This window comes from Neisseria sp. P0001.S005, assembly GCF_051963715.1.
The window spans coordinates 1-6,632 of record NZ_JBQCTZ010000190.1; the positions used below are offsets into that span (position 1 = coordinate 1).

General features: G+C 51.4%; 6 protein-coding genes. 1 reads left to right on the forward strand and 5 read right to left on the reverse strand.

Features of this window, described 5'->3' with window-relative positions:
* On the forward strand, positions 1 to 495 hold a 495-nt coding region (locus ACTHSP_RS16440), incomplete at its 5' end, for a sugar phosphate nucleotidyltransferase (RefSeq protein WP_440346471.1).
* A 94-nt stretch (positions 496 to 589) separates the two neighbouring features.
* On the opposite strand, the gene rarD is transcribed toward ACTHSP_RS16440, so the two are convergent.
* The 5 genes from rarD to ACTHSP_RS16465 all read right to left on the reverse strand — a co-directional run.
* Positions 590 to 1,492 carry an EamA family transporter RarD gene (gene rarD, locus ACTHSP_RS16445; protein ID WP_440346472.1) on the reverse strand — a complete coding sequence of 301 codons (903 nt, stop codon included), beginning with the start codon at positions 1,490 to 1,492 and terminating at the stop codon, positions 590 to 592.
* A 39-nt stretch (positions 1,493 to 1,531) separates the two neighbouring features.
* Positions 1,532 to 2,602 carry a tRNA (adenosine(37)-N6)-threonylcarbamoyltransferase complex transferase subunit TsaD gene (gene tsaD, locus ACTHSP_RS16450; RefSeq protein ID WP_049350776.1) on the reverse strand — a complete coding sequence of 357 codons (1,071 nt, stop codon included), beginning with the start codon at positions 2,600 to 2,602 and terminating at the stop codon, positions 1,532 to 1,534.
* 99 nt (positions 2,603 to 2,701) lie between these two features.
* The gene (gene ccsB / locus ACTHSP_RS16455) at positions 2,702 to 3,889 is read right to left on the reverse strand and encodes a c-type cytochrome biogenesis protein CcsB (RefSeq protein WP_371464548.1); all 1,188 of its coding nucleotides are present in this window, start codon (positions 3,887 to 3,889) and stop codon (positions 2,702 to 2,704) included.
* Positions 3,882 to 5,834: a cytochrome c biogenesis protein ResB gene (locus tag ACTHSP_RS16460; RefSeq protein WP_440346474.1), complete on the reverse strand. Its 1,953-nt coding sequence runs from the start codon at positions 5,832 to 5,834 to the stop codon at positions 3,882 to 3,884. The genes ccsB and ACTHSP_RS16460 overlap by 8 nt, the downstream gene beginning before the upstream one ends.
* Positions 5,835 to 6,099: 265 nt before the next feature.
* Positions 6,100 to 6,632 (reverse strand): c-type cytochrome (locus ACTHSP_RS16465; protein ID WP_440346473.1); only part of this gene is annotated, 533 nt, incomplete at its 5' end.

Genomic DNA, 6,632 nt, shown 5'->3' on the forward strand with positions numbered 1-6,632 from the left:
TCAGCCTACGGCGTACACATTGCCTATTCTCCCGAGCGCGCCGGAGGCCTGGAAACTGCCGGAGGCATTGCCACCGCCCTGCCGCTTTTGGGCAACGAGCCGTTTTTGGTCGTCAATGGCGACGTGTTGACCGACATTGATTTCCAAGCTGCACGACTGGCTGCCCAGCGCATGCAGGAACACAACTTTCTCGCCCATTTGTGGCTGGTGGACAATCCACCCCATCATCCCGAAGGCGACTTCGGCCTGCTTTCAGACGGCCTGGTATCCGCATCATCCTCAGACGGCCAGGCCCTGACTTTCAGCGGCGTGGGCGTTTATCATCCCGCGCTTTTCAAAGATACCCCGGCGCACCAGGCTGCCAAACTTGCCCCTCTGTTGCGTCAGGCCATGAGTCAAAGCCAAATCAGCGGCGAACACCACAACGGCCTTTGGTTGGACGTCGGCACAGTCGAACGCCTGCAAGAAGCTGACCGTATCGCCCAAAGCTGGTAAAACAAAAGGGACGTATCGGATACGTCCCTTTTAATATTCAAGGCCGTCTGAAAATATTGATCAACCCATTTTTCAGACGGCCTTAATCCATCAATCAAGCTTTAGCCAATTTCTTTTCTTTCTTCATTCCCAACAAGCCATTGACAATCATCACGCACAAACCCGACCAAATCAGGCCATAGCCGATCAATGCGCCTTTTTGCACCGGCTCGCCCAGCCATACAATCGACACAATAAAAAGCAATACAGGCTCCAAATAGCTCAACATGCCGAACACCGCCACCGGCAGCAACTGATTTGCCTTCAAATTCAAATGCATAGATATTGCACTATTAAAACCCAGCAACACAATAAAGAAAATTAAAACTGGTTTGGCCGCAATCATCGCCGGCGTATCCGTTGCAAATATAATATACGCCAATGCAAACGGCGTAATCATCATTAAATCAAAGGCCAGACCGATTAAAGAAGGCACGCCCAGTTTTCGGCGCAGTAGATAATAAAACGGATAAGTACCGAACACCCATACAGTCGTCCACGAAAACGCACCCGACCGTACCAATTCACATGCCACGCCTGCACAGGCCAATGCAACGGCAACCCTCTGCAACCGGTTTAAACGCTCTTTAAACCAAATCCGTCCACCCAGCATCATCGCCAAAGGAAACAGGAAATAACCCATGGCGATGTTTACCCCTTCCCCGTTGACCGGCCCCCAGACAAACAGCCACAACTGACTGGCAAATATCGGCGTCGGCAATACAATCAACAGCCACCGCTTCCAATCACGGCCGATATTGTTCGCAAACCGCGCCGCAGCCTGCCAACCGTTGACCATTGTCATCAGCACGCATAAAGCCGACAGCATCGCCACCATACGCCACGCAAAAATTTCCGTGCCGCTCATCGGCTGCATCCATACGCCGTACAGAAACAGCATAGCAAACAATGCATTGGACGTTATGGCCGCCAGCAAACCTTTAGATAAATTCGTCATTTCAGACGGCCTTTCATTGCATCGAAGCAGTCTAATACATCAGCCCTGTTTCACAATATCCGACAGCGGCCAGCGCGGTTTGACATTGAATGCACCGACAGCCTGACGCTCGGCAAGACGCATCGCGCCGGCAAAGGCAATCATTGCGCCGTTGTCGGTACAGTATGCCATCGGTGGAAAATAGACGTTGATTTTTTCTTCCTGCGGCTTGGGTTGGCCTTTTTCAGACGGCATTTTAACGGTTAAGCGCGAAAATTCATCACGCAGTTTCCAGTTTGCACCCACACCGCCGGCAACCACCAAAGTTCTGAAGCCGGTATCCAACAACGCTTTTTTGGCTTTGGCCGCCAATACGTCAACCACCGCATCTTGGAAAGCGCGGCAAATGTCGTTGCGTGTTTGTTCCGGAATTTCATCGCTGCCGGTTTCGGCACAGACTTTTTCGACAGCGGTCAAAACGGCGGTTTTCAAACCGGAAAAGCTCATCTGTAAATCGTGCGAATGAAGCATGGGGCGTGGGAATGTGAAAGCATCAGGCGTGCCAAGTTTGGCCAACTCGGATAATTTGGCACCGCCGGGATAAGGCAAACCCAAAAGCTTGGCCGTTTTATCAAACGCCTCGCCCGCCGCATCATCCACGCTCTCACCCAGCAAGGTGTAATCGCCGATACCGCGTACAGCCATAAATTGCGTATGTCCGCCCGACACCAGCAAAGCAACAAATGGAAATTCAGGCTTGTCGTCTGCCAACAAAGGTGAGAGCAAATGGCCTTCAAGATGGTGGACGGGGATAACGGGCTTGCCGATGGCAAATGCCAAGGCGTTGGCAAAGCCTGAACCGGCCAGTAACGCGCCGCCCAAACCCGGGCCTTGCGTAAAGGCAACCGCGTCGATATCGGCATAGCCTACGCCTGCCTCCTTCAAGCAACCTTGCGTCAATGGCACGACACGGCGGATATGGTCGCGGCTGGCCAATTCGGGGACAACGCCGCCGTACTCGGCGTGCATCGCCATTTGTGTGTGCAAATGATGCGCCAACAGGCCGCGCTCGGTATCATAGAGCGCAACGCCGGTTTCGTCGCAAGATGATTCAATTCCTAATACCAACATGGTTTGAGGCCGTCTGAAAAAATGATTAAAAACGATTCAGACGGCGTTTTCTCCGAAAACGGAAAAAGGCCGTCTGAAATAAAGTGCGGGATAGGCTGCTTACAAAGTGCCGTAAGAATGCAGGCCGCTTAAGAACATATTCACGCCGATAAAGGCAAAGGCGGTAATGATCAGGCCGATGACCGCCCACCAAGCCAACACCCTGCCGCGCCAGCCTGCCACCAGTCGCAAATGCAACCAGACAGCGTAATTCAGCCAAACGATAAATGCCCAAGTTTCTTTCGGGTCCCAGCTCCAATAGCGGCCCCACGCGTCGGCCGCCCACAATGCGCCGAGAATGGTGGCAATGGTAAAGAACAGGAAACCGACGGCAATCGCTTTGTACATGACTTCTTCAATGACCTGCGAGTGCGGCAGCCATGATTTTTTGCCTGCATCTTCTTTTCTGAGTGCCAGCAGTTCGGCAATACCCAGCATGGCGGCGATACAAAATGCGCCGTAGCCGATAAAGTTGGCCGGAACGTGGATTTTCATCCACCAAGACTGCAAAGCAGGAATCAGCGGCTGAATGGCATGCGCCTCGCGTGAAACGCTGTACCACAAGACAAATCCGACCACAATCGCCATAAAGCTGAAGACGAAGCCGCCCAGTTTTTGTACGGCAAAACGGCCTTCGTAATAGAGGTACATCAGCGCCGTAATGACCAAGAACAAGATAAATACTTCGTAAAGGTTGGAAACCGGAATATGGCCGGCATCGGGACGCAGCAGATAGCTTTCATGCCAGCGCACCAACAAACCGACAAAACCCGCCACCGCTGAAACCCATGCAAACACGGTACCCATGCCCAAAAGCGTATTGGACGGCACATTTTTGCGCACCGCCGCTATCGCGCCGACGATATAGGTAAACAAGGCGAAGAACACAAACGCGCATTGCCACATAATCGCCGACTGGCTGCTTAACAGGTATTTGAGCAAGAAGCCGTCTGCACGTTTGATGTCGCCACCATACAAATCAACGGCCAAATACGCCAAGCACACGCCCAAAGGGATAAACCAGCGCATCGGTTTGAAAAACCAACCCAGAAAAACGGCAATACCGGCACTCACCCACAAAATTACCATTTCGTAGATGTCCATGTGCAGACCAGCCTGGGTTTGGGCAATAAACGCACCGATTGCAATCAGCAGCGCAAATGCCCAGTCGAAAAGGTTGAGGTTTCGGATAAATGATTTATGTGTCAGAAGCTCATGCTCGGGCAAGGCCTGATGTTTGTTATTCATGGTTCAAATCCTTGGCAAGCTGCTGCAATTGCCGTGTGTGTTGCGGAAATTCTTTCTGCAAGTCGCGTTCGTTGCGGCTGGAAGACATGGCAAAACGGATACGGCCGTCTGAAAACAGCAGCCAAGCACGTTTTTCACGAATATAGAACATAAATACCGTACCCAACACCAGCAATACCGAACCCAAATACACCAAGAATGCGCCCGGCGAACGGGTCATCTGCAGGCCGGAAGAGCGTACTTCGGCAAAACTTTCCAGTTGCAGCAGCATTGGCGCGGGATATTCGGTCAAACCGGTGTAAGCATCCATTGCGTGCAACAGGAAGCGGTTGCGTTTTTCATCCTGCGGCCAAGCCGGCAGATTGTATGTGCTGATCGTATCTTCCAAAGCGGCATTCATCACGCCATAGAGCATCTCATAGAAATAGCCCTGCATTTTTTCCTGCTGCTCTTTCGGAATGTTGGTGGTAACAAATTCGTCCAAAGCCAAATAGCCGCCTTTGGCAAAAATAGACAAGGTGTTTTCCGCCGCCGCCATGAATTGCTCACGGATTTCGGCAGGTGCGCCTTTAACGGCGTTGGCAACAGTTTTACGGCGTGCCGCATCGTCTTTCAGATATTGGCGCAAAGCCATAAAGGTGTCGATTTGGCCGTTTTTATCCATCGGAATGCGCAACCAACGGTATTGCTGCGCCAAGCCGCTGCGTGTACCGGTAATAAAGAAATAGTCTTCATCTTGTTTTACCGGCAACATATAGTTTTTATATTCGACCGCCTGCCCTGCTTTGTCGCGGATACGGTAAACGATAGACGGGCCGATATTTGTGTATTTTTTGCCTTCTTGACGGACAGAGCGAACATCATTGATGGCGGATTTCAAGTTTTGCTCTTTTTCAGACGGCTCGCTCATGTCTTCGACGTTCATCGAAGTAAACTGGTCAAATTCCAGTTTATAAGAGGTCTTGCCCAAATCCAGCGGAAACTCGCGCATAGACGTTGCTTTGAGTTTAACCGGAGTACGGTCGGCATCAGCCAGATTCCACGCTTTAAACGTCAAGTCAGAGCCGCCGTCGGCAAAACTTGCCTGATAAACCGTAATACCGTGCAACGTCAAAGGATGGTTGACGCGGATAGTGTGTTCGCTGACTTTGCCGGTTGCCTTGTCCGTTACTTCCAAGTCGCTGGCAAAATCACGCGGCATACCAGTATCGTAAAAGTCGATATGGAATTTCTTTAATTTGACCGAAAACGGCAGGTCTTGCACCAGCATGCCGTTATCCGCATTCAGAAACACCACGTCCGCGCTCTGCCCTTCCGCGATATTGACATTGCCCCTAAACGACAGGTTGGATTCACCCAACACGCTTTCTGGCTTAAAGTCTTTGGCGTAAACCGCCGTATTGTCGGGCACGATTCGTCCGGTGAGCATACCGATTTTCAGCAGGATATTGCTGTCTATCAAACCGCCCAAACAAATCACAATCAGCGCGGCATGGGCAAAGATATAGCCCCATTTGTTCATCGCGCCTTTTTTCGCCGCCACCAAAACCGAACCGTCTTCACGCGTAACGGTTTTGCAGCCATAGCCTTGTACTTCCAAATACCGTTGCGCGACTTCGGGCGTTACCTGTCCGTCTAAAACGATGGAATGGCGCATTGCCGCCAGCGATTTTTCCTTCGCGTTTTCACGGAACGAACGAATCTCGCGCAAAAACGGCGGAACATTGCGAATCAGGCACAATCCGGTGGAAATCACCAAAAACATCATGATGACAACGAACCACGCCGAGGCGTACACGTCGTACAGGCCCCAAAAACCGAAAATCTGCGACCAAAACGGGCCGAATTTCACCAAATAATCAACTTGTGGCTGGTTTTGCTGCAAGACCGTACCGATAATCGAAGCCACGCCCAATAGGCTGAGCAAGGCGACGGCAAAACGCATGGAGCTGAAAAAGGCAAACCATGGTCTGCGGATGAGTGGGACGGATGATGAAGATTTACTCATGTTTCAACTGTCGGCTTTGAACAACCCAATCAATCGGGCTGCGATGGACGTTATGATGCGAAAGGAAGAATACTGTATATTGTAGTCAAAATCTTACTGTCGCTATTTGAAAAAAACAATCAGGCTTATCGGCATATATTGGCTAAGGCCGTCTGAAGGGTTTTCAGACGGCCTGTATCAATAAGCTCGTTTTAAAACGAAATTAGTGCAAACCTTGGATAAAGTTGGCTACTGCGTTCAACTCTTCTTCGCTCAGGCGGTTGGCAATATCGGCCATGATGGCGTTTTTGCGTTGGCCGGATTGGTAAGCTTTCATTTGCTCGACAACGTAAGCTTTGTGTTGGCCGCCCAGACGAGGATAGGCTTGGATTTCAGTACCGCCGCCTGGGATACCTGCGCCGCTAGGACCGTGGCAAGACATACATGCCGGCAGTTTTTTAGCGCTCAGGCCGCCGCGATAGATTTTCGCGCCCAACTCTGGGTTTTCTTTAGGATTGGCTTCGCCCGGTTTGCCTTGTTGTTTGGCGTAGTAGGCGGCAGCGTCGCGGATGTCTTGTTCGGACAAGTTCATCACCATCGGTTTCATCACGCCGGCAGCACCGTGGGTACGGGTACCGTCTTTGATGGCCATGGTTTGGCCGTAGGTGTAGGCCGCGAACTGACCTGCCAGTTTAGGATAAGTTGCGATACCGCTGTTACCATCGGCTGCGTGACACGCCGCACAGATAGTAGTCG